The organism is Pseudomonas sp. (assembly GCF_050739655.1).
Lineage (GTDB): Bacteria > Pseudomonadota > Gammaproteobacteria > Pseudomonadales > Pseudomonadaceae > Aquipseudomonas.
In genome coordinates, this window is sequence record NZ_JBOIBY010000080.1 from 1 (window position 1) to 1,549 (window position 1,549).

The following is a 1,549-nucleotide window of genomic DNA, read 5'->3' on the forward strand; positions in this document are numbered from 1 at the left end:
TTCTTATGCAGACGGCATGGTTCTTGAGCCACTGCAATCCGGCACAAAGCTCACCGTCGTCTCACTCATGAAGACGACCGCGCGCTCCACCCACGCTACGCCGACGAGGACTGACCAGATTCGTAGATTCTATGGTTTTCGTATAGCCTGATTGGCGATAAAAAACTCCAGATCGAAGGTTTTTCGTGATTTCCATATGCCGAAGGCGATGCGTAGCAGCTTGCGGGCGATGATATTCAGGGCCGCTGTGGTGGCCAAGCCCTTGGCCAGCAGAGACTGGTAAAGCGGCTTGAAGGCGGCGTTGCGCGAGGCGGAGCTGGCCGCGTTATAGGCAAGACTCCTGAGTGCCGCGTCGCCTTGTTTACTGAGCTTTCGTTTTCCTCGGAAGGTGCCCGACTCGCGGGGCCTGGGGTCTAAACCTGCATACGCCACCAGCGCATCCGAGGAACGGAACGGGATGCGCGCAAACGTTGTCGCCAAGGCGGCACCGGTTAGGTTGCCGATGCCAGTGATGCTGGTCACCAAGTGGAAGTCCTCAGCAAGTTCAGGCTGCGCCTCGATCTGCTCGACTATTAGCTGCTCCAGCGACTCGGCAAGGTCCTTCAATTTATCCAAGGTTTCTTGGACTTTGGGCAAGGATTGCACCAGGTGATGGCGACCACTCGCCAGGCGCATCGAGGTACGAGCCGTAACCGCGTTGCCACGCATCTTTTGTAGCTGGCGCACAAGCTCAATATGCTCGGGTGTAGGTTTATACCGATGCAGTCTGTCCTGCTCGAGCGCCACGTAACGGGCGATCATGGCGGCGTCCAGTGGATCGGTCTTGCCGCGTTGATCCTGAGCTTTTGCGTAGTGATGCAAAGGCCTGGGATTGAGCACATAAACGCGTAAGCCACGCGCGTAAGCCAAGTCGGCAAGCAAGCGTTCATAACCGCCCGTGGCCTCCATGGCTACCGTGCTGCCCGCAGGCAGCAGGGCCAACCACTTGGTCAAACTGTTTACGTTGTTCTTGAACGTCTGAGTGGAGCCTTTGGCGGCTCCGTGGTGGGCCACCACGACCTCATGTTTAGCGACATCGACACCAAAAATGGATTCTACGACTTGCATCGGAATGCTCCCTTGAAATAGCGTTATGCCTGCTGGGGAAACCTCGCCCGATGCGTTAGCTTGCGATCAATCGGCGGTCGTGGCCGCTAGATTCTTAATCGACGTGTTTGGGCGGGGCGGGATACCTACGAAAGTCAGTCCGCTACTCACGGCTGATGCATGGGTGTGTCCCTGTCCCCAGCACCCACCGAATTTAAGTCGGCAGGTGCAATAGAACCATACAAGCGTGGGTGGAGCGCGAGCAAACCGAGACCAGGGCACGCCCATTGAGCACGCTTAACCAGCGACAGTTCGGAAATCAGCACGCGGGATGCGCGCGCTCGCCAAGTGCTTAATCGTTTAAATTGTGTCGCGCTCCACTCACGCTACGTCGCGTTATGGCACGACGGGTTTCGCAGCGCCGTGGCGTTGCGGCGAGGAATTCGAGTGCATACATCCAGGA

Annotated in this window: 1 protein-coding gene; it reads right to left on the bottom strand. The window is 57.4% G+C overall.

The window, feature by feature from the left end; genetic code table 11:
• Nucleotides 1–129: 129 nt before the first annotated feature.
• The gene (locus ACRESJ_RS04585; protein WP_431756837.1) at nucleotides 130–1,107 is read right to left on the bottom strand and encodes an IS110 family transposase; all 978 of its coding nucleotides are present in this window, start codon (nucleotides 1,105–1,107) and stop codon (nucleotides 130–132) included.
• Between the last annotated feature and the right edge of the window lie 442 nt (nucleotides 1,108–1,549).